The 25,616-nt window shown below is 43.4% G+C and carries 23 protein-coding genes and 1 pseudogene; 15 read left to right on the top strand and 9 right to left on the bottom strand.

What is annotated here, in order from left to right:
• Positions 1-3: 3 nt before the first annotated feature.
• Positions 4-2,262: a cation:proton antiporter domain-containing protein gene (locus QEP06_RS02775; RefSeq protein WP_251833170.1), complete on the bottom strand. Its 2,259-nt coding sequence runs from the start codon at positions 2,260-2,262 to the stop codon at positions 4-6.
• A gap of 412 nt (positions 2,263-2,674) precedes the next feature.
• Here QEP06_RS02775 and QEP06_RS02770 point away from each other — a divergent pair, with 412 nt between their 5' ends.
• A complete protein-coding gene (locus tag QEP06_RS02770) occupies positions 2,675-2,881 on the top strand; it encodes a hypothetical protein (protein ID WP_285268974.1) in 207 nt (68 codons plus the stop codon).
• A gap of 432 nt (positions 2,882-3,313) precedes the next feature.
• Here the strand turns inward: QEP06_RS02770 and QEP06_RS02765 are convergent, their stop codons facing one another.
• The 8 genes and pseudogenes from QEP06_RS02765 to QEP06_RS02730 all read right to left on the bottom strand — a co-directional run bounded on the left by QEP06_RS02765 (position 3,314) and on the right by QEP06_RS02730 (position 12,451).
• Positions 3,314-5,095 (bottom strand): acyl-CoA dehydrogenase family protein, encoded by a 1,782-nt coding sequence (locus QEP06_RS02765; RefSeq protein ID WP_285268973.1) that lies wholly within the window; start codon positions 5,093-5,095, stop codon positions 3,314-3,316.
• A gap of 110 nt (positions 5,096-5,205) precedes the next feature.
• Positions 5,206-6,384: a thiolase family protein gene (locus QEP06_RS02760; protein WP_285268972.1), complete on the bottom strand. Its 1,179-nt coding sequence runs from the start codon at positions 6,382-6,384 to the stop codon at positions 5,206-5,208.
• A 48-nt stretch (positions 6,385-6,432) separates the two neighbouring features.
• Positions 6,433-6,788, bottom strand: a pseudogene (locus QEP06_RS02755) (four helix bundle protein).
• A 57-nt stretch (positions 6,789-6,845) separates the two neighbouring features.
• Positions 6,846-9,239, bottom strand: a complete 2,394-nt coding sequence (locus tag QEP06_RS02750) for a 3-hydroxyacyl-CoA dehydrogenase/enoyl-CoA hydratase family protein (protein WP_285268971.1) — start codon at positions 9,237-9,239, stop codon at positions 6,846-6,848.
• A 49-nt stretch (positions 9,240-9,288) separates the two neighbouring features.
• The gene (locus QEP06_RS02745) at positions 9,289-9,741 is read right to left on the bottom strand and encodes a MarR family winged helix-turn-helix transcriptional regulator (protein WP_251833177.1); all 453 of its coding nucleotides are present in this window, start codon (positions 9,739-9,741) and stop codon (positions 9,289-9,291) included.
• Between the two features lie 162 nt (positions 9,742-9,903).
• The gene (locus QEP06_RS02740; RefSeq protein WP_285268970.1) at positions 9,904-10,827 is read right to left on the bottom strand and encodes an ABC transporter ATP-binding protein; all 924 of its coding nucleotides are present in this window, start codon (positions 10,825-10,827) and stop codon (positions 9,904-9,906) included.
• A gap of 40 nt (positions 10,828-10,867) precedes the next feature.
• Positions 10,868-11,845: an iron ABC transporter permease gene (locus QEP06_RS02735; protein ID WP_285268969.1), complete on the bottom strand. Its 978-nt coding sequence runs from the start codon at positions 11,843-11,845 to the stop codon at positions 10,868-10,870.
• 33 nt (positions 11,846-11,878) lie between these two features.
• Complete coding sequence (locus QEP06_RS02730; protein ID WP_285268968.1) at positions 11,879-12,451, bottom strand: TlpA disulfide reductase family protein; 573 nt, start codon at positions 12,449-12,451, stop codon at positions 11,879-11,881.
• Positions 12,452-12,483: 32 nt separating this feature from the next.
• Here QEP06_RS02730 and QEP06_RS02725 point away from each other — a divergent pair, with 32 nt between their 5' ends.
• The 14 genes from QEP06_RS02725 to QEP06_RS02660 all read left to right on the top strand — a co-directional run bounded on the left by QEP06_RS02725 (position 12,484) and on the right by QEP06_RS02660 (position 25,606).
• Entirely contained in the window at positions 12,484-13,608 is a 1,125-nt protein-coding gene (locus QEP06_RS02725; RefSeq protein ID WP_251833181.1) for a 2Fe-2S iron-sulfur cluster-binding protein, read from the top strand.
• Between the two features lie 77 nt (positions 13,609-13,685).
• Complete coding sequence (locus QEP06_RS02720; protein WP_285269368.1) at positions 13,686-14,243, top strand: SanA/YdcF family protein; 558 nt, start codon at positions 13,686-13,688, stop codon at positions 14,241-14,243.
• 49 nt (positions 14,244-14,292) lie between these two features.
• Complete coding sequence (udk, locus tag QEP06_RS02715) at positions 14,293-14,952, top strand: uridine kinase (protein WP_341850007.1); 660 nt, start codon at positions 14,293-14,295, stop codon at positions 14,950-14,952.
• Positions 14,936-15,289, top strand: coding sequence for an FtsB family cell division protein (locus QEP06_RS02710; RefSeq protein WP_251833183.1), 354 nt, complete (start codon positions 14,936-14,938; stop codon positions 15,287-15,289). The genes udk and QEP06_RS02710 overlap by 17 nt, the downstream gene beginning before the upstream one ends.
• Before the next feature lie 2 nt (positions 15,290-15,291).
• Entirely contained in the window at positions 15,292-16,458 is a 1,167-nt protein-coding gene (locus QEP06_RS02705) for a methylmalonyl-CoA mutase family protein (protein WP_285268966.1), read from the top strand.
• Between the two features lie 13 nt (positions 16,459-16,471).
• Complete coding sequence (locus tag QEP06_RS02700) at positions 16,472-17,626, top strand: class I SAM-dependent methyltransferase (protein ID WP_285268965.1); 1,155 nt, start codon at positions 16,472-16,474, stop codon at positions 17,624-17,626.
• 62 nt (positions 17,627-17,688) lie between these two features.
• On the top strand, positions 17,689-17,973 hold the full coding sequence (locus QEP06_RS02695) for a hypothetical protein (protein ID WP_251833186.1): 285 nt from the start codon (positions 17,689-17,691) through the stop codon (positions 17,971-17,973).
• 97 nt (positions 17,974-18,070) lie between these two features.
• Positions 18,071-19,456, top strand: a complete 1,386-nt coding sequence (locus tag QEP06_RS02690) for a dipeptidase (protein WP_285268964.1) — start codon at positions 18,071-18,073, stop codon at positions 19,454-19,456.
• 178 nt (positions 19,457-19,634) lie between these two features.
• Positions 19,635-20,342: an SDR family oxidoreductase gene (locus QEP06_RS02685; protein ID WP_285268963.1), complete on the top strand. Its 708-nt coding sequence runs from the start codon at positions 19,635-19,637 to the stop codon at positions 20,340-20,342.
• A gap of 116 nt (positions 20,343-20,458) precedes the next feature.
• Positions 20,459-21,205 carry an electron transfer flavoprotein subunit beta/FixA family protein gene (locus tag QEP06_RS02680; RefSeq protein ID WP_285268962.1) on the top strand — a complete coding sequence of 249 codons (747 nt, stop codon included), beginning with the start codon at positions 20,459-20,461 and terminating at the stop codon, positions 21,203-21,205.
• Between the two features lie 31 nt (positions 21,206-21,236).
• On the top strand, positions 21,237-22,184 hold the full coding sequence (locus QEP06_RS02675) for an electron transfer flavoprotein subunit alpha/FixB family protein (RefSeq protein ID WP_285268961.1): 948 nt from the start codon (positions 21,237-21,239) through the stop codon (positions 22,182-22,184).
• A 219-nt stretch (positions 22,185-22,403) separates the two neighbouring features.
• Positions 22,404-22,997 carry a bifunctional nuclease family protein gene (locus QEP06_RS02670; RefSeq protein WP_285268960.1) on the top strand — a complete coding sequence of 198 codons (594 nt, stop codon included), beginning with the start codon at positions 22,404-22,406 and terminating at the stop codon, positions 22,995-22,997.
• A gap of 15 nt (positions 22,998-23,012) precedes the next feature.
• Entirely contained in the window at positions 23,013-24,335 is a 1,323-nt protein-coding gene (locus tag QEP06_RS02665) for a nucleoside permease (RefSeq protein ID WP_285268959.1), read from the top strand.
• 92 nt (positions 24,336-24,427) lie between these two features.
• Positions 24,428-25,606 (top strand): acetyl-CoA C-acyltransferase, encoded by a 1,179-nt coding sequence (locus tag QEP06_RS02660; protein ID WP_285268958.1) that lies wholly within the window; start codon positions 24,428-24,430, stop codon positions 25,604-25,606.
• Positions 25,607-25,616: the final 10 nt, after the last annotated feature.

Here is a 25,616-nt window from a genome sequence, read left to right as displayed (position 1 = left end):
CTATTAAATCTCTACATTCAGTTTCTCGATTTTCTTACGGTTACCTACCACCCACACAATGTCATCAAGTTGAAGCACTTCGGATGATTCCGGATTTAATATCCGCTCATTTCCACGCCGGATCGCAATCACAAGACCGTCAGTTTTGTCCCGGATTCCCGACTCGCGTATCGTAAGGCCTTTTTTCACCGAGTGGTGATTGATTAGGATCTTTCCGAGTTTAATATGATCGGCGTTTTCTTCCGGCACCACTTCTTCGCTGTCGAAAACCGGACGAAATACCTGGAACTGCTCATCAGTACCAATGATTCCCACTTTGTCGTATGGCATCAGCACCTCGTTACGGTCCGGTGTGTGAATGAGTTTCGCGCCACGTTTGATATAGCCGATATTGATGCCGAACTTCTCGCGCCACTGCAGCTCAAGCAAGGTTTTGCCTACAAATTCAGCCAAAGGTTTCACCTGATGCTCTACGATGTGTACATCCCACGCAGCAAGATTGCTGATTACTTCCGTGTTTCCGGTCAGCCTCGTCAGTGCAGCATCATCAGAGTTGGTAGCCCGGTCATTAAGGTTCGTGATAAACCTTTTTTCAAGTCTGTCGTAAAATTTATTGAGTCTTTTTGAAAACATGAACATGAAGACGATCGCCACCGGAATTGTGATAAAAAATGATACGGTGGTCGACGCAAACCTGTCGAGGAAAAAACCAAGGATCACAATTCCGAGGATGATTCGGGTAATCTCGATGATGAGCAGCGGTCCGCGGTTGTATTTTGTTTTTGTCCACAGTTCTTTGTAAGCTACAGTTCCGGGGCGTTTTACCATCAGCGCCCAAAGGAATGGCAGGATGAAAAGCACCGGAAGTGCATTCCCAATGATGTTTTTGATATCATTACTGTCCAGATTTTCGTTGATGGCCGGAATGATGAAATTCGAGAACATCAGATAAATCGCCAGAATGATGATCCCATTGATCAAAAGAATGCGGGCATAAAGCGTGAGTATGGTTTTCCAGGTAGATTCAGCCTGAATGTTCTGCGTATTCGATGAATATTGGTTGATTCGTTTAATATATTTAGGCGGAACCACCTTTACCAGCCAGTTGTAGAATGGTTCTGAAAGTTTGATCAGATACGGCGTCGTGAACGTGGTAATGGCTGAAACACCTACTGCAACCGGAAACAGAAAGTCCGAGATTACGCCCAACGAAAGTCCCAGTGTCGCCACGATGAACGCGAATTCACCGATCTGCGCCATAGACATGCCGACCTGTATCGACTGTTTGAGCGGCTGCCCCGAGAGCAGTGCGCCAAGTGCAGAACTGAACAGTTTTCCGAAAATGGTAAGTATTGTCACAATGAAGATCGGCCAGGCGTAAACCATCATTTCCTGGTAATCAATCATCATCCCGACGGATACGAAAAATACGGCCGCAAACAGATCTTTCACCGATTTCAGTGTGTGTTCCACCTTTTCAGCCACGGTGGTTTCGGCGATGATGGAACCCATTACAAACGCCCCAAGTTCCGCTGAGAACCCCACATTCACTGCAATCAGTACCATTCCCAAACACAGTCCGATGGAGACGATGAGCAGGATCTCGTCGTCAACCAAAGGCTTTATTTTCTTCAGTAAAGTAGGAATCAGGAAAATACCCAGCAGGAACCACAGAATGAGGAAGAAGAGCAATTTTGCGACGGTAAACAGGATTTGGGTGCCTTCAAACTCTTTGGTAACGGCTATAGTTGAAAGTAAAACCATCAGCAAGATCACCACGATATCCTCTACCACGAGGACGCCAAAAACGGTCTTTGCAAAGTTTCTCGTCTTCACGCCCAACTCGTCAAACGCTCTGATAATGATGGTTGTGGACGAACTGGCGAGCATCCCGCCGAGGAACATGCTGTCCATCACACTCCAGCCGAGCCAGCGCCCGGTATAGTAACCCGCGATGGTGATGAAAATGATCTCTACAAAGGCGGTGATGGAGGCGGAACCGCCGACATTCATCAGTTTCTTGAAACTGAACTCGAGCCCGAGGCTGAAAAGCAGGAATATCACCCCGATTTCGGCCAGCGTCTTGATGTTCGCGCTGTCTACCACTGACGGGAAAATATTGAGGTTCGGACTTACCAGAAATCCGGCAATAATATAACCAAGTACGAGCGGCTGCTTGATTTTACGGAAAAGAAGAACCACAAAAGCGGCAACAATCAGTATTAAGGCTAAATCTTCAATTAACTTCGGTAAGTGTCCCATTATTGTTTAACAGTGTATTTTCCCAAAAATAAGGAAATGCATCAGTTTTTCAAAGGATTTATTTTTTTTAAATTTTTACAGCAACAGCGCGCTGTTTTTGTGTGGCACCCATTTTTTGCAGTCTAAGACCCTAAGGCCGCTGTTTAAAACAGCACCTGAGTAAACTTAGACAGCAATCCCGTATGCTTAGACATCGCAACCGGTTGCTAAGATTTCACGGTTGTGTTCTAAGATAACAAAAGTGGGGTTTAAAACCTCAAAGTTGGAGTTTTAAACCTCGCACAGTGTATTTAAGCAAATTCTGGTGTAACTTTAACGTACACAAAATGATCGAATTATGCATTCCACCCACACTTATCTAAAGTAGGGTAGCCATCCTTACCCACATATTGGTGAATTTGTACGCCGAAAAATGTATAAGCTGCATCTGGCTTCGCCCGAAGTTGCGCGGCAGCTTGGCGTAACTTCGGCAACTGTCCGCGGTTATTTTCAGCAGCCTTCTCTTCAGTTTGGCATTCTCTGGAAACTTTCGATGGCGATGAATTATGATCTGCTTTCGGATCTGGTTGCCTGTTACCCGGAAAATTTTCCGGTAAAAAAAGATCCGCGAATTGCATAGATGGAGAAGGAGCTGGAGATTTTGAGGGGGCTGTTGACGAGGTAGATGCACGCGAAAGGTTTCGTAAAGGGGAAAAACTATCTTTTTGAAATCACCAAAAAGGATGAAGTGTATGAGTTGAAAAACTCAGACAGTCATTTTAAAGTATTACAGAAAGATGGAAGATGGATCCTGGTAGTGATAAAAAATAAAAGAGAATATCCCTTCGACGGGAGTAATTTAGATTTGCCATTTAAATTACCTAGACATTATGAAGGATGGAATATTTTATTTGATAATTTAAGCAGCTAAAGCTTAAGCAATCTCCAGCAGCATCAATTCTTTCCCAATTCTTTTATTCCCGTCATCATTTTATTGATCTGCTTTTCAGTACGGATACATAAAAAACGCCCCGGTTTCCCGAGGCGTTTGAACAGTTAATTTAAAACTGTTTTAGTAATGACCTTTCTCCACAAAATGCGCGGCAATTCTTTCGGTAAGTGCTACTACATTCGGTTGGTTGGTGTATTTGGTGAATCTTCTCAAGCCTGAAAGCATCATACGCTGCTCATCACCTTCTGCAAATGATATGATGCCTTCCTTGGCAGCGGCGATAATTTTTTCTGCGGCTTTGTACAGGTTGAGCTGAGCCATGGCCACTTCCACTGAGTCTGCCGCGAAATGTTTCTCTGCTCTTAAAATGGCAGATTCTGCCATGTAAACCTGGTTCAGAATTTCAGACGCGTTCAACAACAAATGCTGCTGTTTCTCGATATCCATCATGTATTTCTGCAGGGCAGCACCGGAAACCATTAAGAACACTTTCTTAAGATTCGCGATTACGGCTTTTTCTTCGCTTAACAATTCAGAATAATCAGGCACTTCGAAAGACGGGATTCCCACCAGTTCCTTGCCGATAGCCATTGCCGGTGACATCAGGTCTGGCTGACCTTTCATGGCGCGCTTAATCAACATTCCTACCGCAAGAAGACGGTTGATTTCGTTGGTTCCTTCGTAAATTCGGCCGATACGTGCATCTCTCCAGGCCGCTTCCATAGGGGCATCTTCGCTGAAGCCCATACCTCCGTAAATCTGTAAACCTTCGTCGGCAGTTTGCTGCGTAAGATCGGAAACAAAAACTTTAAGGATAGAAGCTTCCACTGCGAATTCTTCCACGCCTTTCAGTTCTGCCTGCTGGTGATCCATGCCGCCTGCAACCAGTTCGTCAATTTTATCCTGAACATCTTTTGCTGCACGGTAAGATCCGGCTTCCGAAACGAAAATTCCGGTTGCCATTTCCGCGATTTTCTTGCGAACTGCACCAAATGTTGAAATGGAAACACCAAACTGTTTTCTTTCGTTTGCATATTTCACAGCGTGGGCCATAATTCTGCGCTGTCCGTCGAGGTTGGCTGCAGCAAGCTTGATACGGCCTACGTTAAGTGCGTTCAAGGCGATCTTGAAACCATTGTTTCTTTCACCTAAAAGATTTTCAACCGGCACCTTCATGTCGTTGAAGAAAACCTGGCGGGTAGAAGAGGAGCGGATGCCCAATTTGTGTTCTTCCTCGCCGAAAGAAAGTCCTTCTGTACCTTCTTTTTCTACGATGAAAGCCGTGATGTTTTTATCGTCATCAATTTTAGCGAAAACAATGAAAATTTCAGCAAAACCTGCATTTGAAATCCACATTTTCTGGCCGTTGATGATGTAATGTTTGCCGTCTTCAGAAAGTCTTGCTTTGGTTTTACCAGAGTTTGCATCTGAACCTGCATCCGGCTCTGTCAAACAGTAAGCCCCGAATTTAGTGCCTGTAGCTAAGTCGGGCAGATATTTGTTTTTTTGCTCTTCAGTACCGTAAAGAAGGATTGGTAAAGTTCCGATTCCGGTGTGTGCACCGAAAGCTGTAGCCAAAGATCCGTTACCGCCGGAAAGATAGTCGCAGGCAAGCATCGTAGTTACGAAGCCCATCCCGAGACCGCCGTACTGTTCCGGTACGGTAACGCCCAGGAAGCCCATCTCGCCCAGTTTGCGCATGCTTTCTTCCGTCAAAGCGTAATCTTTATTTTCGAATCTCTCGTGATGCGGTACGATTTCGCGGTCGATAAATTCTTTTGCAGAATCGCGCATCATCTTTTGCTCGTCAGAAAGATCTTCTAAAGTGAAAATCTCCGCAGCAGGTGTTTCCTTGATAAGGAAATCACCGCCGATTAGGGTTTTTTGAGTTGTATCGCTCATAGCTTTTGTTGTATTTGTGTACGATGTACAAAGTACAATGTACATGAGGTTGATTAAAATTTGTTAAGTTGTCATCGTACTTTGTACATGGTACATTGTACATTTTTTGGTTACAATAATTCGAATACCGAAGCGGCTCCCTGTCCCGTACCTACGCACATGGTGACCATTCCGTATTTATTGCCGCGCCTGCGCATTTCGTCAAGAAGCTGAACGGTGAGTTTGGTACCGGTACAGCCTAAGGGGTGACCAAGCGCGATGGCGCCGCCATTTACGTTCAGTATTTCCGGATTCAGATCCAGTTCTTTCTGAATTGCCACCGACTGGGAGGCGAATGCTTCATTCAATTCGATCAGTTCGATGTCTTTCAGTTCCAGACCTGCCTGCTTCAGCGCTTTTGGGATAGCATATACCGGTCCCATGCCCATGATTCGGGGTTCCAGGCCGGCCGCTGCGTAGGAAACCAATCTTGCTTCAGGTTCCAGGCCTAATTCCTTCACCATTTCTTCGCTCATCACGATCACGAATGCCGCGCCGTCTGACATCTGAGAAGAATTTCCGGCAGTTACAGAACCTCCGTTGGCAAACACCGGGCGCAGTTTGGCTAAGCCTTCCAGTGAAGTATCTTTTCTCGGACCTTCATCCACTGAGAAATCGAATTTTTTGGTCTGCATCTTCTGGTTTTCGTCCAGAAAGTTGTATTCCACGGGAATTGGCACAATCTGATTTTTAAATCTGCCTTCTTCGTTGGCTTTCAATGCCTTCATGTGAGATTCATAAGCAAACCGGTCCTGCTCTTCACGTGAAATCTTATACTGATTAGCCACCTCTTCTGCTGTATAGCCCATTCCCCAGTAGTAATCCGGGTTGGTTTTAGCAATATCGGTTTCAGGCACCGGTTTGTAACCTCCCATCGGGATATAACTCATGGATTCCGTACCGCCGGCGATAATACAGTCGGCCATACCGGCCTGAATTTTCGCGGAGGCAATCGCGATCGCCTCTGAGCCGGACGCACAGTATCTGTTTACCGTTACCCCGGGAACTTTGTCGGTATGAAGGCCCATGAGAGAAATTAACCGTGCCACGTTCAGGCCTTGCTCGGCCTCCGGCATTGCGTTACCGACGATAAGGTCGTCAATCCGGTTCTTATTGAGTTGCGGTACCGCGGCCATCAGTTTTTCAATAACCGTTGCGGCCATCACATCAGGACGGGTGAAACGAAGCGAGCCTTTCGGCGCCTTGCCCACAGCCGTTCTGAAACCTTTTATTATGTATGCTGTTTTCATTTTAGATTTTAGATTATAAGACAAGAGATATGAGACTCTTGCGGTTAATTATTTGTTTTTAATGTTTTCCTTGAAGACATAGATCATTTTCTGAATCTCTTCCAACTTCTCTAAAAGGGGCCGGTTGATTTCATAAGAAACAAATTCTAACCTTTCAGAGATAATAAGTTGGGTTTGTAATTCGTACGCCGAACCATATGCAATATTCAAGAAATGATAAAATTCTTTTCACTTTGTCGTCCTGCGCCCTCAGCGATGTTTGAAGGAATGGATACCGAAGATCTTTTGATCTGAGATGATAATCCGTACTTTTCATCCGCAGGCATATTTGCTAAGGCTTTATAAACCTCCACGCACAGTTCAATCGACTCGTTCCATATTTTTAGTTTCTTAATATTATGCATGGTTCTATGGTTTTTCTACTTTAAAAATCTCGTGTCTCCAGTCTCACATTCTCCATTCTAGTTCCTCAGCGGTTTCCCCTTCTGCAACATGTACTGTATTCTCTCGAGGGTTTTTCTTTCGCCGCAAAGCTGAAGGAAGGTTTCCCTTTCAAGGTTCAGTAAATACTGTTCTGTTACAACTGTAGGTTCTGAGAGGTTTCCGCCAACAAGCACGTTCGCAAGTTTATCGGCGATCAGTTTGTCGTGTTCAGAAATGTACTTTCCGGTAAGCATTTGATCAGTTCCTACTAAGAACATTCCGAGAGCATCTTTGCCTAATACTTTTACGTGCTGTTCGATAGGTTGGGTATATCCGTGTTCCGCTAAACTTAATGCTAGCATTTTTGCGGTTTTTATCTGGCGGTTTTTGTCGACAACTACGATGTCCTTGTGCTGTTCCAAAATGCCCATGTCATAAGCTTCATAGGCTGAAGTGGCTACTTTACCCATCGCGATATTCATAAACATATCCCGAAGTCTGTTGTTTTTTACATCATCTTTCTGGAATTCTCGCGAGGTACGTAGTGCAAATTCTTTCGTTCCGCCACCGCCAGGAATTACACCAACGCCGGTTTCAACCAGTCCGATATAAGTTTCGGCAGCCGCAACTACGCGATCTGCATGCATGGTCATTTCGCAACCTCCGCCGAGTGTCATTCCGTGAGGTGCGACAACGACAGGAATTGAAGAGTATCGTACCCGCATCATCGATTTCTGGAAATAAGCAATCGCCATATTCAGGTCGTCCCAATCCTGCTCAATCGCCATCATCAGGATCATAGCCAGGTTGGCACCGACCGAAAAGTTGGCACCTTGGTTACCGATTACAAGACCGTCGTATTCCTTTTCGGCAAGGTCGATGGCTCTGTTTAAACCATCTAAAACTTCACCGCCAAGCGAATTCATCTTGGAACGGATCTCGAAGTTGATGATACCGTCACCCAAATCCTGAATTGCAGATCCAGAGTTGCTCCAAAGGGTTTTGTTTTTTCTGATATTGTCGAGGATGATAAACGATTCTTTTCCGGGAGTATTCAGATAGTTTCCGGAATTTTTGTCGAAATAGGTGGATTGACCTTCTTCATTAACTTTATAGAAAGTGTCTACTTTTTTCACCCAATCGGATACTTCATAACCCGCAGCAGCAGCGAGCTCGATTCCTTTCTGTACGCCTACCGCATCCCAGATTTCAAACGGACCGTTTTCCCAGCCAAAACCAGCACGCATAGCGTCGTCTATTTTATAAACTTCATCGGAAATCTCAGGAACTTTATGCGAAACGTATCCGAACAGCGCTCCGAGTGATTTTCTGTACAGTTCACCCGCTTTGTCCTTTCCTTCAATTAAAACTTTGAAACGGTCAATAGGCTTATCAATGTTTTTGGTAAGCTCAAGCGTAGGGAAACTGGTTTTTTCCTGAAGTTCGTACTCCATTGTTTCCAGATTCAGACCATGAATCTCAGATTTGCCTTCGGCATTCTTGATTTTTTTGTAAAAACCCTGCTGCGATTTGGAGCCTAACCAGTTATTATCTACCATTTTCTGGATATACTCGGGAAGCTTGAATACGTCGTTAGAATTGGAAGCTTCGGTACCGCTTGCGCTCACACCGTTGGCTACCATCACAAGCGTGTCCAGACCTACTACATCCGCGGTTCTGAAGGTAGCGGATTTTGGCCTGCCAATTACCGGTCCTGTCAGTTTGTCGATATCCGTCACATTCAGGCCTAAACCTTTTACCTCGTGAAGAAGGTTCATCATGGAGAAGACACCGATCCTGTTTGCGATAAAGGCGGGTGTGTCCTTGGCAAGAACGGTGGTTTTTCCGAGGAATTTAGAACCGTAATCCATGTAAAACTTCACGATTTCGGGATCGGTATCTGAAGTAGGAATAACTTCCAGCAAAGGAAGGTATCTTACCGGATTGAAAAAGTGGGTTCCCGCAAAGTGCTTTTTGAAATCCTCGCTTCTGCCTTCCACCAAATGATGGATTGGAATACCAGAAGTATTGGAAGAGATTAAAGTTCCCGGTTTACGGAACTGTTCAATTTTTTCGTAAACAGATTTCTTTATGTCGAGTCTTTCAACTACCACTTCAATGATCCAGTCGGTATTTTTAATCTGTTTCAGGTCGTCATCAAAATTTCCTACGGTAATCCTTTCGGCAAATTTTGGTGTGTAGAGCAGGGCAGGACTGGCTTTTTTCAGTTTCGCAAAATTTTCTGCTGCAATCCTGTTGCGCACGTTCTTGTCGTCGAGCGTGAGGCCTTTTTTCTGTTCCGCTTCAGTTAGCTCAAATGGAACGATGTCGAGTAAGAGCACCTGCACGCCGATATTGGCAAAGTGTGCTGCAATACCCGAACCCATTATTCCTGAACCGAGAACCGTAACGTGTTTGATTCTTCTTTTCATTATTAATTTTTTGATTACTATTTTGATAACAGTGTCAACCTTCGTTGCACTATTTTTTGTTATTGAGCTGATTGGCAATCTGCAGGATTTCGCCCATCACTTCTTTGAAAATTTCAAGTTTTTCGTTTGGAATTTTTTCCATGACGGTCTTATTGAAATTGAGCACCACTTCCTTCGAAAGATTACGGCTGTTCAGGCCCTTGTCTGTAAGTTTAATGATCACCTCGCGCTTGTCATTTGTGGTTTTCTCCTTATAGATATAGCCGTTGTCTTCGAGCAGCTTGATGATCCGCGTGAGCGACGTAGGTTCTATCGCCATTTTGGGACCCAGATTTGTGCTGCGCGTACCGTCTTTCGGATCAATTTTAAGGAGTGTAAGTGCCTGTACCGCAGTAGCATCATAATCCTGCGCCAAATCAGAGTACATCTTCGAAACGGCAAGCCACGTAGATTTCAGTACCAGATCTATATTATCTACTTTCTCGTTCATTTTGTTTTTCATAGCCCTTAATCTTCTTCAAACCAAATATAACAAAAAAATACTATGCATGCATAGTATCTGGATGAAAGTGTAATAATGTGTTGGTTTTCAGTCAATTAAATAGTATGCAAAACATACCGTAAAAGTGCACCTTATTATTATATCTTAATCTATTTTAAATTTTTAGTAGATATTATTTAATATTTTTACTATTTCTTCAAATGATTTGCATTCAAAAACTTCATTTTCAGTTTTTACGGTCCAAATATCACGAGAGTAAGAGAATTTCGTTGCAGAGATATCGAAAGCGTAATTTTTTTGCAGCAAAGAATACAGCATTTCCTTTTGTAAAGCCGGAGCGTCAATTTGTGGAGCTACAAAACCTTTCTCGAGGTTAAAAAGTTGTGGATTAAGCAGTTCGTGATGTTTCATTAAGATCTCTTCCGCAATCCCGGTATCAAGTTTTCCGTCGTGCAAGAGCCAGATTTTATCGGCGAATTCTTTTGCCAGGCGCCAGTCATGAGAGCTGAACAGGATGAGTTTTTGGTGCTTTTTCGCTAGATTCCGAAGTATCTTCAGAATCGTAATCTTATTTTTTTCATCCAAATGCGTCGTAGGTTCATCCAGGATTATCATCGGCGAGTTTTGTGCGAGGGCGCGCCCGATGAAGGCTTTCTGCAGATTACCGTCTGAGAGGTTGCGCAGCGGGAAATCCGCGTATTGCTGCAGACCGAGATCATCGATGATTTTCGAAACGTGAAGTTTATCGTGGTTATTTAATTCGAAATAATACGGATAGTGGATGTATTTGCCTAAGGAAATCAGGTCACGAAGTTTGAAGTGTGCCGGAATTTCGGATTTTGAGAAAACGACCGCAATCTGTTCCGCAATCTGTTCGTGGGAAAGAGCTTTTAGATTTTGATTGTTCAGGAAGATGTCACCGCTTAACGTTGGGATCTGTTTTAACAAAGTTTTTAGCAAAGTGGTTTTTCCCACGCCATTATTACCGATGATGAGGCAGATTTCACCGGTGTGCAATGCGGTATCTGCGTTCTTAATCAACGGTTTCCGGTATCCAAAGGCTGCTTTATTTATATTTAAAAACATAATTCCGTGTATTTAAACCTGGGCTGATTCAAGTTTACAATTAAAAATTTGCTTTCCGGCTGTTGAGCATCATTGCCAGAATTACAGGAACGCCAAAAACAGAGGTAATCACATTTAATGGAAACAGCGTGAGTTCTGAAATGACCGAAAAAAACAGCATTATAAAAGTACCCAAGAAAAGGTTCAAAATCCACTGATGCCAAAGTTTTGCGGGGTTATAGATTAGTCTGCAGAAGTGCGGAACCACGATTCCGACAAACAGAATCGGTCCTAAAAAGGCCGTTACCGACGCCGCTAAAACCGAAGACGAAATGATGATGAGCATTTTGAGCCTATGCAGATCCACACCCAAACTCTGCGCATATGCGCTGCCTAAAGCGCTGCCAAGCAAAGGTTTAATACTTTTGAAGGCTGCGAAAAGTCCTCCAAGTACAATTATTCCTAAAATCCACAACTGCCGTCCGGAAGCCTGGTTGTTTGCTCCGAAACTCCACAGAACATAGTTTTTTAAACTTTGGCTTTCCGCGTAAAACTGCAGCACCGAAACTACCGCGCCGGCCAGCGCCGAAACAAGAAATCCGAAGATGATGATCGATGCTCTGTCGCTAAATCTGCGCGAAAATGCCAGAAGCAGCAACATCAGGACAAGGCTTCCACCGATTGCCGAAACGCTTATAAAGCTGTCCTGCAAAATCTCCGGCAGAACGATGTACTGCGAAAAGAAAAGATAAAAAGCCACGCTCAGGCTCGCCACAGACGTGATTCCAAGTACAGACGGCCCGGCGAGCGGATTTTGGAAATACTCCTGCAGTAAAAATCCGGATGTAGGAATTGCCAATCCCGCCAGAACGACCGCTACGACACGGTTGATGCGAAGGCCTGCTATCTGTGAATTTGCTGTATCCGTGAAAAAATCGCGGAAATTTAAATCTGAAAACCCAATATTCAGGTTGATGGCGATTACCGTTATGATCGCAAGCGAAATGGCGGCACAAAGAATTTTAAATTTCCTGTCCATTCGGTATCGTTTCTAAACTCTTGAAAACCAGGATTATTTGAATGAACTTATTTTCTCATCCAAAATCTCCTTCGTCATCATACCGATGGTTTCATCAGACTTTTCGCCTTTGCGCATCAGCGTAAACGGAATGCTGCCGCCGTCCCACTGATCAAAATTTTTGGGGAAAAACTCAAGGGAGAGCTTTTCCGGATCTACAAGCAAGATGTTCTTAGACAAATTATTCTCTTCAGCGAAATCTTTTACTTTCGTTGGCCAGTCTTCTCTAGCATCTATGCCCACGAAGGTGAATTTTACCGGCTGACCTTTCACTTCCTGCATCTTTTCCTTGAAGTGCGGAATTTCGCGCATGCACGGTCCGCACCATGTGGCGAAAAAGTTGGTGATGTACAGCGTGTCATTGTCTTTTTTTGCAAGTAAAGCGGATGCCTGGTCGGGTGAGAGCTCTATTTGTCTGAAGGGCGTGAAGTTTTCCGGCGTCGCATGTGCAGACGAGGAATCGGTATTTAAAGTTTCGGTTTCTGTGCTGCTGTCCAGTGTAGTATGTTCTTTTTTACAAGACGAAAGTGCGCCGACGAGCATTAAAACCAGGAGTAAATTTTTCATTTTATTTTTAGTATTTTTGAAACAGTATTGATATGGAAACACTTTCTACAAAGCCGCGTCAGGCCGTATTTCATCCGCTAAAAGTAGCAAAAAAAGAGCAGCTGAACAAAAACACCTTCATGCTCGAATTTGAAATACCGGCGCATTTGAAGAGCAATTTTCAGTTTGAGGCGGGTCAGTACGTCACAGTGAAATATCAGGCCGGCGATACCGTTTTCCAAAACGATTATTCGATGACTTCGGCGCCATTCGAGCAGAAAATAACACTTGGCATCAAGATTTCGTCGGATGACAGTTCTGCAAATGTTTTGTTTAATGATTACAAAGTGGGTGATGTTCTGGAAGTTTCCGAACCTAGAGGGCGATTTACGATCACCTCAAAACCGCATGAATTCCGCACAATAATTGGTTTTGCGGGCGGAATCGGGATTACGCCGTTGCTTAGCCATTTCAAAAATATTCTGCATTCTGAGCCGCGCACAAGGCTTTTTCTGTTTTACGGAAACCGCCGGACGGAAGAAATCGCCTTTAAAAAAGATCTAGACGAGTTAACTGAAAAGTATAGTGAAAGACTTCAGGTTTACTATTTCTTTTCGCGCGAAAACACACCTGACCATCTTTTTCAGGGTCGCCTGGATGAAAAGAAACTTCATCTTATCATCAATCAGATCCTGCATTTGGATGATACTGATGAAGAAAGCACCATTTGGGATGCCGTAGATGAAGTGCTGATCTGCGGCAAAGGTGAGATGATCCGCTCACTCGCTAACGCCTGCTATAACAACGGGATTCCAAAAAAGAACATTCATTTTGAACTTTTTGAAACATTTAATGAAGATATCTACCCTGTAGAAAAGGAGTTTCCGCTCGTGCAAAATATAGCGGTTGACTTTAAACTTTTTAATAGAGATTATCATTCTACGCTTCCAAATAATAAGGCAAGATTGCTGCAGCAGCTACTGGCACAAGGCTTTCCAGTTCCGTATTCGTGTAAATCCGGGATTTGTGGTATTTGCGAATGTAAGCTTGTGGAAGGGGACGTGGAACTGCTTGAAAACGAATATCTGACCGAAAAAGAAGAATCGGCCGGAAAGATTCTTGCGTGTATGTCAGTCGTCTTAAGTGAAAAGGTGAAAGTAAATTTTGATGTTGCTTAAATCCAGCTGCCGTGGTAAAAAAGATTTTAGACATATTCAGAACTTTTTTTACGCTGGTTGAGATCGCGGTATTGCTGATGATTCTTGCTAATATCTGGGTATATGCCCTCACGAATGGACGTACTTTCACCAAAATCTCCAAAATTCCGCCGCGTGAAACTGCGCTGGTTTTAGGAACTTCACCCCGAATGAAATCCGGTGCTTCGAATCCGTATTTCACTGCGCGGATGGATGCCACCGCATTGCTTTATCATCACGGAAAAATAAAAAAAATCATTGTCAGTGGCGAGAAAAGTCCGGGTTATGATGAACCTTACGCGATGAAGAACTATCTTGTGTACCAGGAGGGCGTGCCGGAAAGCATCATTACGGAAGACCCAAAAGGCTTCAAGACGCAGGCCAGCATCCAAAACTGCAAACGCGTCTTCCAAAAGAACGATATCATCATTGTTTCGCAGGGATTTCACAATTTGCGCGCGCTTTTTTATGCACGTAACAATAATATGAATGCCCTTGGCTTTGATGCGCAGGACGTGCTGGCGAACAGAAGTTATTACAGAAACCAATCGCGGGAGTTTCTGGCACGCGTGGTAGCGGTGATTTACTACATTTTCGGGATCGAGCGAAAAGGGTAGCGACGCTGTTTATTTGCCAAAGATTCGGATAGAAACCGCGCATAGTATTATATTTGCACAAACAAAAAAGGATATGCTCGTAATAGGAATCGCAGGCGGAACTGGCTCCGGAAAAACCACGGTGGTGAATAAAATTCTTCAACAACTGAATACTGAAGGTGTAAATGTGCTTTCTCAGGATAATTATTATCATGATAATCAGCAGCTTACATTATCAGAGCGCGAGGTACTGAACTATGATCATCCAAAATCAATCGATTTTGACCTGCTGATCCAGCATGTAAAAGCACTCAAACGCGGTGAGTCTATCGAACAGCCGCTGTACTCATTCGTAACGCACTCCCGCACGGGCGACCACCTGCTCATCGAGCCGAAAAATGTACTTATTGTAGAAGGTATTTTAGTTCTCACCAATGCCGAGCTGCTTAAAGAATATAATTTAAAGGTTTTCGTACACGCAGATTCCGATGAAAGGCTAATCCGGCGTATTCGTCGCGATACACAGGAAAGAGGACGTGATCTGCAGGAGGTACTTCACCGCTATCAGACAACGCTGAAACCTATGCATCAGGAATTCATCGAGCCTTCGAAAAATGAGGCAGATCTTATCGTTCCCAATATGAAGCAAAATACGGTGGCCATTGATTTTCTCTCCACTGTCATCAATAATACGCTGAAAAAGCAGACGCTCCATGAAAACACTAATTAAAGAAATAAAGCCCAAGTCGCCCGCGCTGCGCTGGTTTCGCAAATATATGCTCAATAAATATGCGATTACCATTGCGCTTTTCCTTTGCTGGATGGTTTTTTTTGACAGTACATCGTTCCTGGTAATCAATGAGATGAATGGCGAGATACGCAAATACGAAAAACAACTTGCGTACTACAAAGATGAGTACAAGAAAAACGACGATTTCTACAAGAAATTAATGAATGATAAGCAGGAGAAGGAAAAATTTGCGCGCGAAAACTATTTCATGAAGAAACCCAATGAAGAAATCTTCATTCTGGTGGTGGACAGTACAAACGTCAATAAAACGCAGTAAAGATGTTCGAAAAAACAACGCTTAAAGATTGGGAAAATCTGGTTCAGAAACAGCGGAAAACCGATGATATTTATGCCGTGCTGCAGAAAGAAAACCTAGAAGGCATCAGCGTAAAACCTTATTATGGAGCCGGAGGAGCTTCGTTGCCGGTTTTGCCTAAAATAGAAGAGTCCACGCAATTGGTTTCTTACTATGATGAAAATCTTGAAAGTGAAGTATTTGCTTTTTTGCTCGATGAAAACGTTGAAAATCTGTCTGAAAAGCTAGTCTTTATCAACAATAAAGACCTTGCGGAACACATCCTGGTTGAAGAGAACAACCGGTATATCTCGCTGGTAGACCCGATTGAAGATAATCAACATGCTGGATTGGATGAACAACTGACCAGGGAACTTTTGGCTAAAAACTTCGAACGCAACATCTGTATTGATGTATCGCTTCACCAAAACGCGGGCGCATCTATCGTGCAGCAGTTGGCATTTGCTTTGGCTAAAGCTAAAGAGCTTACCGAAAAATTTGGTTCCGAAGTGTTGTCAAAACTTTCGTTCAGGTTTGCTGTGGGCGCTAATTATTTCTTTGAAATTGCTAAAATCCGCGCGTTTAAACTTTTATTTAATGAGTTCTCGAAAGAATTCGGTCTTGATCTATGGCCCTATATTTTTGCAGAAACTTCCAAACGGAACAAATCGATAAGTGACCCCGAAAACAACCTGATCCGCTCTACGCTTGAGATTTCTGCTGCTATGATTGGCGGTGCAGACGCGGTTTACAGTCATGATTTTAGAATAGAAAATGCAAACAGTCTCTCGCGCGAAATTTCCTTTAAACAGCAGATTGTACTGGCTTACGAAAGCATTGTAAACGTCTTCGAAGACGCGGCGAACGGAAGTTATTATGTGGAAGAAATCACGCGGCAATTTGCTGAGAAGGCGTGGAAATTATTTCTGGATTTAGAGGCTGATGGTGGATTTATCACTGCTATATCGACTGGTAAAATCCAAAAAATGGTCTATGATCAGGCTACGGAAGAACAGCGTTGGGTTGCAGAAGGAAAAATAAAACTGATCGGCGTCAATCTTTATCCGGCAAAAGAAGCTACAAAAAGCATCGAACAGTTATACGATTCATCACGTATAAAAGCTGTACGCCTCGCCGAAATGTTTGAATAAATTGTTTTCAGGCATGAACCGGCACCTGCTTTCAGATGACGTACAGAATTTCATCGAAAAAAACTTAAATGCTGATCTGCATGCACTTCTGCTAAAGCGTTCGCCATTTGCGGATGTGGCAATGAATGAAATTGCGCAACAGATTAAAGGCCGCAAGGTTGCCGCCAAGAAATTTCCCTTTCTGCAAAAACGCGGAATTGTTTTTCCGCCAAACCTCAATCTGGAACAGGCTTCATCACAAACCACCGCAGAGTTTAAAACGCAGGGACTCTCCGGTAAAAGATTTGTTGACCTTACCTGCGGTTTCGGAATTGACGCTTATTTTCTAAGCAGGAATTTCGAAGAAGTTTTCCTGGTTGAACAAAATGCACAATTAGCTGAAACGGTGGAGCATAACTGGGTTAACCTCAATCAGCAGGCGAACTTCATTGTGGACAATCTGGAAGCCTTTTTGGCCAAAAATTCGGTCTTTTTTGATCTTATTTATCTCGATCCGGCACGACGCGACGTGAACAAAAACAAAAAATTTCTGCTTGAAGACCTTTCCCCGAACCTGCTCGAAATCCTGCCTCAACTTCGGCAGATTTCGGCCAAAATAATGGTGAAACTATCCCCGCTGATTGATATTTCGTATTTGATTTCTATAATTTCAGATCTTGAGAGGATTCAGATTATTGCTGTCCGGAATGAGGTTAAAGAGTTGGTGTTGACCATCTTGCCGAATTCTACTTCAAGTGACGTTCAGATCCAATGCGTAAATCTGGAAAGTGCAGATTCGGTCTTTAGCTTTAAATTTAAAGATGAAAAATCGGCCGCGGCGACGTACTCGGAAGTTCAGCAATACCTCTGCATCCCGAACTCTGCTGTGCTTAAAGCCGGTGCCTTTTCCCTGATAAGCAGTGTTTTTGCACTTAATAAACTGCATCCGAACTCGCATTTGTACACTTCTGACCGCTTAATCGAAAGCTTTCCGGGACGCGTTTTGAAAGTTGAACAAATTGAAGCAAAAGAAATCAGGAAAAAAGAGAAATTCAACATCATCTCTAAAAATCATCCGCTTTCACCAGACCAGATCAAATCAAAATATAAGATAAGTGATGGCGGCGGGCAATATCTTATTTTCACGCAAACCAACTCGGGTAAAGTGATTTTAAAATCTTTCGCATAAACACGCGTTCATTTTGCCAAAACTCATAATATTTCTTACTTTTGACCCATCAAAAATTTCATATGAAAAAAATACTTTTATCGCTGTCATTTTTAGGTTTGCTAATGAGCTGCCACAAGGTTCAGGAAGGTTCCAACAAATCTGTTCTCCGCATGAACAATGTTTCGCACGAAGGTTTCCCGTACAGCGCAGATGCTCAGGGTGAAAGAGAGAAACAACTCGCAAAACCCGTAGCCGCAGAAACACCTGCAATAGGCGTAAAACTCGATTCTACCGCTACAACTGAAGTTCAGGGCACGAAGATTTCTACAGAGCAGCCAACCTCCGGACAGGCTGACGTAAAGTAATAAGCCTTCTATAATAAAAACACGATGTCTTGCTGATGCAGGACATTTTTTTTATTTTTACAAGATTCGAATTTTTTAATTATTTAAATAAAATATAATGCAAGAAACCCTCAATTACATTCAGCAGAATAAACAGCGCTTCGTAGATGAACTTTTTGATCTTTTGAAGATTGCATCTATTTCGGCAGATCCCGCTTACAGTGCGGAAGTGCTGCGCTGCGCCGATGAAGTAGCAAAACATCTTACCAATGCCGGTGCTGACAAAGTAGAAGTTTGCAAAACTGAAGGTTACCCGATTGTTTACGGTGAGAAAATCATATCCGCTGATTTACCTACAGTACTGGTTTATGGGCATTATGACGTGCAGCCGCCGGATCCGCTTGATTTGTGGAGCAAGCCACCCTTCGAGCCTTACATTGAAAAAACTGCGCTGCATCCCGAGGGTGCCATTTTTGCGCGCGGAGCAGCGGACGACAAAGGGCAGTTTTTTATGCATGTGAAAGCATTTGAGGCGATGATGAAAACAAATTCTCTTGCTTGCAATATTAAATTTTTAATTGAAGGTGAAGAGGAAGTCGGTTCAAAAAGCCTGGAAGCGTTCGTGAAACAAAACACCGAAAAACTGAGTTGCGACACGATCCTCATTTCAGATACGCACATCTATTCTAATGAGCAGCCGACTGTGACAACTGGTCTGCGTGGCCTGAGTTACGTGGAAGTAGAGGTGGAAGGTCCGAACCGTGACCTGCACTCAGGCCTTTACGGCGGCGCGGTGCCAAACCCTATTCACGTGCTTTCTCGCATGATCGCGAAGCTTATTGATGATGACGGACACATCACAATTGACGGATTTTATGACAACGTAGAAGTGGTTTCTGCCGAAGACCGCGCAGAAATGAACAAGCTGAAAGATGATCCTGAAGCTTTCAAAAACTCCATCGGTCTGAAAGGCACCGAAGGTGAAAAAGATTATACCACGCTGGAACGCACATCCATACGCCCAACACTTGACTGCAACGGAATCTGGGGTGGCTACACAGGCGAAGGAGCGAAAACGGTGATTCCAAGTAAAGCATTTGCAAAGATTTCGATGCGTCTCGTGCCTTATCAAACGCCGGACGAGATTACGGAGAAGTTCACAAAATATTTCAATAAAATCGCGCCGGATAATGTGAAAGTGACCGTGCGGCCGCACCATGGTGGAATGCCTTACGTTTTGCCGAGTGATACAAAAGAATTCAGAGCTGCAAAAAAGGCGATGGAAACTGCTTTCGGAAAAGAAGTTTTGCCATACCGAAGTGGTGGTTCCATTCCGATTACTGCGATGTTCGAGCAGGTTTTGGGCGCAAAATCTGTATTGATGGGCTTTGGATTGGATTCCGATGCGATTCACTCACCGAATGAGCATTACGGTCTATTCAATTTCTATAAAGGAATCGAGAGTATCCCGCTTTTCTTTGAAAATTATACGAACGGAAACTGATTTTAATTCAGTTGCTAAGATTGCCCGCAAACTGTTGCGGGCTTTTTTTATGTTTAAAAATTTCCTCTAAATCGCGAAATTTTGCGCTAATAATATCGTCTTTTTCCATTTAAAAATCTAATATAAAGCGTCTGATCACGATAAATATGTTAATTTTACAGAATAAGTACTTTTAAAAATGACAGATAAGAAAACAATCTACATTACAGGCGGAACTAAAGGAATCGGTTACGGAGTAGCTGAAATATTGCTGAAAAACGGCTACGCGGTAGCATTCAGCGGAAGAAAAGAAGAAGATGTGAAGCGTGCTGAAGAGCAGTTGTCTCAGATCTCTGAGGACGTTTTGGGTGTGGTTTCAGATGTGAAAAACTTTGAGGATGAAGTAAACGCTGCTAAGAAAACAGTAGAGAAATTCGGACGGGTAGACAGTGTTATCGCAAATGCGGGACTTGGTGTGTTCAAACCGGTTGACCAGCTATCGCTTGACGACTGGAACAGCATGATTGATACCAATCTTACCGGTATTTTTCACACACTGAAGGCGTTTGTAGAAGAACTTAAAAAATCTGAAGGTTATTATATCTCAATTTCCAGTTTGGCCGGAACCAACTTTTTCGAAAGTGGAGCAGGCTACAACGCGTCGAAGTTTGGTGCAGTAGGTTTCACACAGGCGGCAATGATCGATTTGCGGAAATACAACATCAAAGCAGTGACGATCATGCCAGGCTCAGTTTCTACTCATTTTAACGGGAATGAACCTTCTGAAAAAGACGCCTGGAAAATTCAGCCGGAAGACCTTGGCGACGTGATAATGAATGTTTTCAACATGAATCCGCGGGCGTTGACGAGCAAAATAGAGATCAGACCTACAAAACCAAACAGCTAAAATTATGTATGAAATATTAAAAATGCAGGCGATGCTATGCATGCATAATATTTTAATGTTATCTTAGCCTGAACGTATTAGACAGTTTTAAACAAAAAATAAATTTAAACTTTAAGATGAAAATATTAGTTTGCATCAGTAGTGTTCCAGACACCACTTCCAAAATTAATTTTACGGCAGATAAAACTGCGCTGGATAAAACCGGAATTCAGTGGGTGATCAACCCGCTTGACGAGTTTGCGCTTACCAAAGCAGTGAAACTGCAGGAAACGCAGGGCGCGACAGTTACTGTTTTGAATATCGGAGAAGCTACGACCGAACCGGTAATCCGCAAAGCGTTGGCAATAGGTGCTTCTGAAGGAATCCGTGTGAATACGGAGCCTAAAGACAGTTTTTCTGTAGCCACCGAAATCGCTAATGTGGCGAAAGCAGGCGGATACGATTTAATTTTATGCGGTAAAGAATCAATTGATTATAATGGTGGCGCTGTTCCGGGAATGGTGGCACAAATTCTTAACCAGCCTTTCGTGAACGCTTGTGTAGGTCTTGAAGTAAATGGGGCGGAAGCTACGGCTATCCGTGAGATCGAAGGTGGAAAAGAAACCATTTCGGTAAAACTTCCGGCGGTTATCGCAGGACAGAAAGGTTTGGTAGATGAAAAAGATCTGATTATTCCAAACATGCGCGGAATCATGTCTGCACGTACGAAACCACTTCACTTGCAGGAAGCTACAGCTTCAGATGTGAAAGTTCAGGGTGTCTCTTATGACGCTGTGCCGCCGCGTGCATCTGTAAAGATGGTTTCACCGGATAATCTGGATGAGCTTGTGAGATTGCTCCATGAAGAGGCAAAAGTAATTTAATACAAATTCAAAAAACTTAAAAAAGCATAAAATGGCAGTATTCGTATATGCAGAAAATATAAACGGTGTTTACAAAAAAGCAGCATTCGAGGCGGTTTCTTACGCAAAGGCTGTTGCAGGCCAGACAGGCGATACCGTGACGGCAGTTGCAATAAACCCGACAGATTCATCAGACTTTCTTTATAAATATGGCGCTGATAAAGTCCTGAATATTAAAGATGAAGGCCTTAAAAACTTTAGTGCGAAAGCTTACGCTCAGGCGTTAGCAGAAGTATCTGACGGCAATGTTTTCGTTTTTCCACACACTACAGACGCTTCGTCAGTAGCGCCGATGCTGGCTGTGATGAAAGATTTTGCATTGATCACCAATGTTTTGGAAGCTCCGGAAAGCACACAGCCTTTCCAGGTGAAAAGAAGAGCATTTTCCGGTAAAGGATTTATGCATGCAAAAGCTGAGGCTCAGGGTGCGATATTTACAGTTTCGCAAAATGCATTTGGTATAAAGGAAAATCCTGCGGCAGGTAGCGAAGAAATAAAGGATCTTACCGTCAGCAATGAGGATACAAAAGTACTTTCGCATGAACAAAGCACCGGAAAACTGGATCTGAAGGAAGCTGAAGTAGTAGTTTCGGCGGGTCGCGGTATGAAAGGTCCGGAAAACTGGGGCATGATCGAAGAACTTGCAGAAGTTCTGGGCGCAGCCACAGCTTGCTCGAAACCGGTTTCAGATATCGGTTGGAGACCACATTCCGAGCACGTGGGCCAGACCGGAAAAGCAATCGCTCCGAACCTTTACATTGCGGTTGGAATTTCAGGTGCGATCCAGCACTTGGCGGGAGTTAACTCCTCTAAAACCATTGTGGTGATAAACAGTGATGCGGAAGCGCCATTCTATAAATCAGCAGATTATGGAGTGGTGGGTGATGCTTTCCAGATCATTCCTGAATTGACTCAGAAAATCAAGGCTTTGAAAGGATAAGCCAACATTGTAGTTTAATAGTTGAAGACCGGAAAATTTTTTCGGTCTTTTTTTGTTTAAAGATTTAAAAAAAAGTTTCGTTGCACTGAATATTTTTTTAAGACACCAAAATATCAGTTCTTCACAAAAGCCCGTGATTAACCTGTTTTAAAGCAGGTTTTTCATTTAATATGCTTTTATTTAAATCCGAAATCTAAAAAAACAATTATATTTGTAACCATGGATTACCAACGATTAACGATTCGCGGAATTTCTTACAGCCAGACTCAATCCGGTGCTTACGCGCTGCTTTTGGAGCATGAAGAAACGAACGTAAAACTTCCTGTTGTGATCGGCAACTTTGAAGCGCAGGCCATATCTTTAGGCCTCGAAAAAGATATTCATCCACCAAGACCGCTCACGCACGACCTGTTTGCAAAATTTGTACGGTCTGCGAATTATTCACTCGCCTCAGTGATCATCTATCAGATCCTCGACGGCGTCTTTTTTTCTAATCTGAATTTCAAAAATAACGAGACCGGGGACGAACTGATTCTGGATGCACGAACTTCCGATGCCGTTGCAATGGCAGTGCGGTTTGATGCGCCCATTTTCACCACGCCTCAGGTGCTCAGTGAAGCCGGTATTTTGCTCGAACTGGAAGAGCCAACACCTGCGCAGGAAGATATTGATGCTGTGATGGAAGGTGATCTTGCGATGGTTCCGCTTGAAGGATTACAGAAATTGCTGGATGAAGCTGTGAAGGATGAAGATTTTGATGCCGCGCTGGAGCTTCAGAAAGAAATAAAGCGCAGAAACCGCAAAATAGAATAACGTTATAAATAAACTATGAACTTAAAATTACGTCTTACTTTTCTAAGCTTTCTGCAGTTCTTTGTTTGGGGTGCGTGGCTCACAACCCTTGGAACCTACGGATTTTCTTATAAACAATGGAGTGGTGCCGAATTTGGCGCCGTATTTTCCACCCTCGGCATCGCATCGATATTCATGCCCGCATTGATGGGAATCATCGCCGATAAATGGGTGAACGCAGAAAAACTTTACGGTACACTACACATCCTCTACGGTATTACACTTTTCCTTCTGGCCCGAACCGATGATCCAACCACATTCTTCTGGATCTTGCTCATTGGTATGTGTTTCTATATGCCAACCTTATCGCTTTCAAACTCAGTATCTTATAAACTTCTCAAAGACAGTCATTACGATGTAGTGAAAGTTTTTCCGAAGATCCGTGTATGGGGAACCATTGGGTTTATTGCCGCGATGTGGTGTACTAATATCTTCAGTGACGAACGCTCATTTTCGGAAACCGGTATAAGCATCGGTAACACATTTGCCAATATTTTTGGCAATTCACTAAATGCGAACCAGTTTTATTTTGCCGGAATTTTTGCCGTGGTCCTGGGAATCTTTGCATTCTTTCTTCCGAAATGTCCGCCACCACGTTTGATGGGCAAGGAGTCTACTTTGGCTCAAAAATTAGGTCTTGATGCGTTCAAGCTGTTCAAAGAGAAGAAGATGGCTTTGTTTTTCATTTTCTCGATGTTTCTGGGAGCGGCGTTGCAACTTACCAATATGTATGGCGACACTTTCCTTAAAGATTTTGGAAATGTAGCGGCATTTAAAGATTCTGCGGTGGTGCAGTACTCAACGATGATCATCTCGATTTCGCAGATTTCTGAAACTCTTTTCATCCTTGCGATCCCGTTTTTCCTTTACAAATTCGGTATAAAGAAAGTGATGCTTATTTCGATGTTTGCGTGGGTATTGCGTTTTGGCTTTTTCTCATTGGGTGGACCTGAAGGTTTTGGTTTGGTGCTTATTATCTTCAGTAATATTATCTATGGTATGGCCTTCGATTTCTTTAATATTTCGGGTTCACTCTTCGTTGAAAGTACTACAGACAGCAAAATCAGATCCTCAGCGCAGGGGCTGTTCATGATGATGACCAATGGTTTCGGTGCAATATTGGGAAGTGCGGCAAGTGGCTGGCTGATCAGCACCTATTACACCACGGTGGACGGCGGCAAGATGTGGCCGGATATCTGGCTGGTTTTCGCAGTTTATGCGCTGATTGTGGCTCTCGCTTTTGCTTTGATGTTCAAGCACAAGCATGATCCGGCCAGGATGGCACAAATTAAACATTAAGAAAATACGCTGATATTATTTTAAAAACACATTCCCTACGGCGTGTGTTTTTTTTGTAATTTGCCATTCATAAAAAACCATTTAAAAATATTATGCAAGAAGTATTCATCGTATCAGCCGTGCGAACACCGATAGGAAGTTTTATGGGAAGTTTGTCCGGTGTTCCGGCCACAAAATTAGGTTCAGCAGCCATCAAAGGTGCATTAGAAAAAATAAACCTGGCTCCGGAGCAGGTGCAGGAAGTATATATGGGCAATGTGCTGCAGGCAGGCGAGGGCCAGGCACCTGCCCGTCAGGCTGCGTTGCGAGCTGGCCTGTCAAATAATACGCCATCAACTACCATCAATAAAGTATGTGCGTCCGGAATGAAAGCGGTGATGATGGCTGCACAGGCTATTAAAGCCGGTGATCAGGACGTTATTGTTGCCGGCGGTATGGAAAACATGTCTTTGGTTCCGCATTATTTTAATGCACGGAATGCTACAAAACTGGGCGACGTGAAAATGCAGGACGGAATGCTGCTTGACGGCCTCACTGATGTTTACGGAAAAGTTCACATGGGTGTCTGCGCTGAGAAATGTGCGGCAGAACATCAGTTTTCGCGTGAAGACCAGGATAATTTTGCGATAGAATCCTACAAACGTTCAGCTGCAGCTTGGGAAGGAGGTAAATTTAAAGATGAAGTGGTTCCTGTAGAAATTCCACAGCGAAAAGGAGACCCAATAATTTTCGCTGAAGATGAAGAGTATAAAACTGCCAAATTCGACCGTTTCCCGACTTTACCTACGGTTTTCCAGAAAGAAAACGGTACGGTAACGGCTGCAAACGCTTCAACCTTGAATGACGGTGCGTCTGCTTTGGTCTTAATGTCTAAAGAGAAAATGGAAGAACTTGGCTTGAAACCATTAGCCAAAATCATTTCATACGCCGATGCTGCACACGAGCCTGAATGGTTCACTACCGCACCTGCAAAAGCATTACCAATCGCTTTGAAAAAGGCCAATCTTAAGGTTTCAGATATCGATTATTTTGAATTTAATGAGGCGTTCTCCGTTGTCGGACTTGCCAACAACAAATTATTAGGACTTGATGCCGCAAAGGTAAATGTGAACGGCGGTGCAGTTTCCTTGGGACATCCGCTGGGAAGTTCAGGCTCAAGAATTATCGTTACACTGATCAATGTTTTAAAACAAAACAACGGAAAGTATGGCGCAGCCGCCATTTGCAACGGCGGTGGTGGTGCTTCCGCAATAGTGATTGAAAATATATAATAAACACGAT

This window comes from Kaistella rhinocerotis, assembly GCF_030243905.1.
Classification (GTDB): Bacteria; Bacteroidota; Bacteroidia; order Flavobacteriales; family Weeksellaceae; genus Kaistella; species Kaistella rhinocerotis.
This window is presented reverse-complemented; position numbering and strand designations above follow the sequence as displayed.

Bases quoted from the DNA above. Each gene is read 5' to 3' on its own strand.
- QEP06_RS02665 (WP_285268959.1), top strand. From the start codon at position 23,013: ATGAACTTAAAATTACGTCTTACTTTTCTAAGCTTTCTGCAGTTCTTT.
- QEP06_RS02710 (WP_251833183.1), top strand. From the start codon at position 14,936: ATGAAAACACTAATTAAAGAAATAAAGCCCAAGTCGCCCGCGCTGCGC.
- QEP06_RS02670 (WP_285268960.1), top strand. From the start codon at position 22,404: ATGGATTACCAACGATTAACGATTCGCGGAATTTCTTACAGCCAGACT.
- QEP06_RS02745 (WP_251833177.1), bottom strand. From the start codon at position 9,741: ATGAAAAACAAAATGAACGAGAAAGTAGATAATATAGATCTGGTACTG.
- QEP06_RS02700 (WP_285268965.1), top strand. From the start codon at position 16,472: ATGAACCGGCACCTGCTTTCAGATGACGTACAGAATTTCATCGAAAAA.
- QEP06_RS02695 (WP_251833186.1), top strand. From the start codon at position 17,689: ATGAAAAAAATACTTTTATCGCTGTCATTTTTAGGTTTGCTAATGAGC.
- QEP06_RS02765 (WP_285268973.1), bottom strand. From the start codon at position 5,095: ATGAGCGATACAACTCAAAAAACCCTAATCGGCGGTGATTTCCTTATC.
- QEP06_RS02750 (WP_285268971.1), bottom strand. From the start codon at position 9,239: ATGAAAAGAAGAATCAAACACGTTACGGTTCTCGGTTCAGGAATAATG.
- QEP06_RS02675 (WP_285268961.1), top strand. From the start codon at position 21,237: ATGGCAGTATTCGTATATGCAGAAAATATAAACGGTGTTTACAAAAAA.
- QEP06_RS02735 (WP_285268969.1), bottom strand. From the start codon at position 11,845: ATGGACAGGAAATTTAAAATTCTTTGTGCCGCCATTTCGCTTGCGATC.
- QEP06_RS02680 (WP_285268962.1), top strand. From the start codon at position 20,459: ATGAAAATATTAGTTTGCATCAGTAGTGTTCCAGACACCACTTCCAAA.
- QEP06_RS02770 (WP_285268974.1), top strand. From the start codon at position 2,675: ATGTATAAGCTGCATCTGGCTTCGCCCGAAGTTGCGCGGCAGCTTGGC.
- QEP06_RS02720 (WP_285269368.1), top strand. From the start codon at position 13,686: ATGATTCTTGCTAATATCTGGGTATATGCCCTCACGAATGGACGTACT.
- QEP06_RS02740 (WP_285268970.1), bottom strand. From the start codon at position 10,827: ATGTTTTTAAATATAAATAAAGCAGCCTTTGGATACCGGAAACCGTTG.
- QEP06_RS02725 (WP_251833181.1), top strand. From the start codon at position 12,484: ATGGAAACACTTTCTACAAAGCCGCGTCAGGCCGTATTTCATCCGCTA.
- QEP06_RS02775 (WP_251833170.1), bottom strand. From the start codon at position 2,262: ATGGGACACTTACCGAAGTTAATTGAAGATTTAGCCTTAATACTGATT.
- QEP06_RS02660 (WP_285268958.1), top strand. From the start codon at position 24,428: ATGCAAGAAGTATTCATCGTATCAGCCGTGCGAACACCGATAGGAAGT.
- QEP06_RS02730 (WP_285268968.1), bottom strand. From the start codon at position 12,451: ATGAAAAATTTACTCCTGGTTTTAATGCTCGTCGGCGCACTTTCGTCT.
- QEP06_RS02685 (WP_285268963.1), top strand. From the start codon at position 19,635: ATGACAGATAAGAAAACAATCTACATTACAGGCGGAACTAAAGGAATC.
- QEP06_RS02690 (WP_285268964.1), top strand. From the start codon at position 18,071: ATGCAAGAAACCCTCAATTACATTCAGCAGAATAAACAGCGCTTCGTA.
- QEP06_RS02760 (WP_285268972.1), bottom strand. From the start codon at position 6,384: ATGAAAACAGCATACATAATAAAAGGTTTCAGAACGGCTGTGGGCAAG.
- QEP06_RS02705 (WP_285268966.1), top strand. From the start codon at position 15,292: ATGTTCGAAAAAACAACGCTTAAAGATTGGGAAAATCTGGTTCAGAAA.